General features: G+C 41.2%; 1 protein-coding gene. It reads left to right on the top strand.

Going from position 1 to position 1,154, the window contains the following annotated elements; all coding sequences use genetic code 11:
* Positions 1-71 precede the first annotated feature (71 nt).
* Complete coding sequence (perR, locus tag SIN01_RS14750) at positions 72-557, top strand: peroxide-responsive transcriptional repressor PerR (protein WP_010027825.1); 486 nt, start codon at positions 72-74, stop codon at positions 555-557.
* Positions 558-1,154 lie beyond the last annotated feature (597 nt).

The raw sequence follows: 1,154 nt of genomic DNA, 5'->3' as shown, positions 1-1,154 counted from the left end.
CTGAATATATAATTATAACGATTGTAATCTGAGAATTGGTTTTGATAAACACATCTTTGAAAGTGAGGTGCATGACGGTGAGCGATAAACAAGTAACTGTTGAACACGCGATTGAGTTATTGAAAAGCTCCGGAGTTCGGATTACTCCGCAGCGTCATGCGATTCTGGAGTATCTCGTTATTTCCGACACACACCCGACTGCGGATGAAATTTATAAAGCGCTTGAACATAAATTCCCAAATATGAGTGTTGCGACCGTATACAACAACCTGCGTGTATTTAAAAAAACCGGGTTAGTAAAAGAATTGACCTTTGGTGATGCATCGAGTCGTTTTGATTTTTCGAACCATCGCCATTATCATGTGATTTGCAGCAATTGCGGCAAAATTGTTGATTTCTTCTATCCCACATTAGACGAAGTTGAATCCTTAGCGGCGCAAGTGACCGGCTTTAAAGTCGATCATCATCGATTGGAAATTTACGGGGTCTGTCCGGAGTGCCAAGCCAAGCAAAAGGCAAAAGATCTTTCATCACCGGAGCATGAAGCTGCAACCTGAACTGGAAAAGTAGCCCATATATGAAGTCATGCCGCGCCTTGAGCGCGGCATTTTTATGTGCGCAAACCCTCTTCAATGGGTTCACCTATTTAGAGAGCACATGAGAAGACATGCGCTACTGATCGTTCATTATAGAATGAGTGAGCGTCCTTGTACTTGCCTTTTTGTCTTGTATCAAGAAGAACCATTGTTGCCACTTAGACGACAGGGATAGCGCAAGAGGATTTATGCTTTACCGAGAAACAGGCGAGGGAATAAGGATAGCGGCAACCCGATCTCAAGCGCGTCACTTCTTTTGCCTTGGCTTTTTTTTTGGCCGTTCACAAATTTGCTCTTGACGGTTTTGATAATCCGTGCTAAATTTATTGACGTTGTCTTTTACAACATCTTGTCTGAACATGTCGGATCTTGTTCTGGTGTTCCAATTGAGGATAAAAAAATTGTTGACACACGATCATCTGATATGGTAATATATTTCTTGTCATTTTAATAGACTCAATTATAGAGTCAGCAATGGAAGACGCTGATTCCCCGAAAAAAAGTTCTTGACAAAGTACTTTGAAAGGTGATATGATAATTGAGTTGCTGTTTGAAATG

The organism is Sporolactobacillus inulinus (assembly GCF_006539285.1).
GTDB classification, from domain to species: Bacteria; Bacillota; Bacilli; order Bacillales; family Sporolactobacillaceae; genus Sporolactobacillus; species Sporolactobacillus inulinus.
Note: the sequence above shows the minus strand (reverse complement) of the source record. Positions and strands in the feature narration are given on the sequence as shown.

Coding starts and splice junctions, on each gene's coding strand:
- perR (WP_010027825.1), top strand. CDS start 72: ATGACGGTGAGCGATAAACAAGTAACTGTTGAACACGCGATTGAGTTA.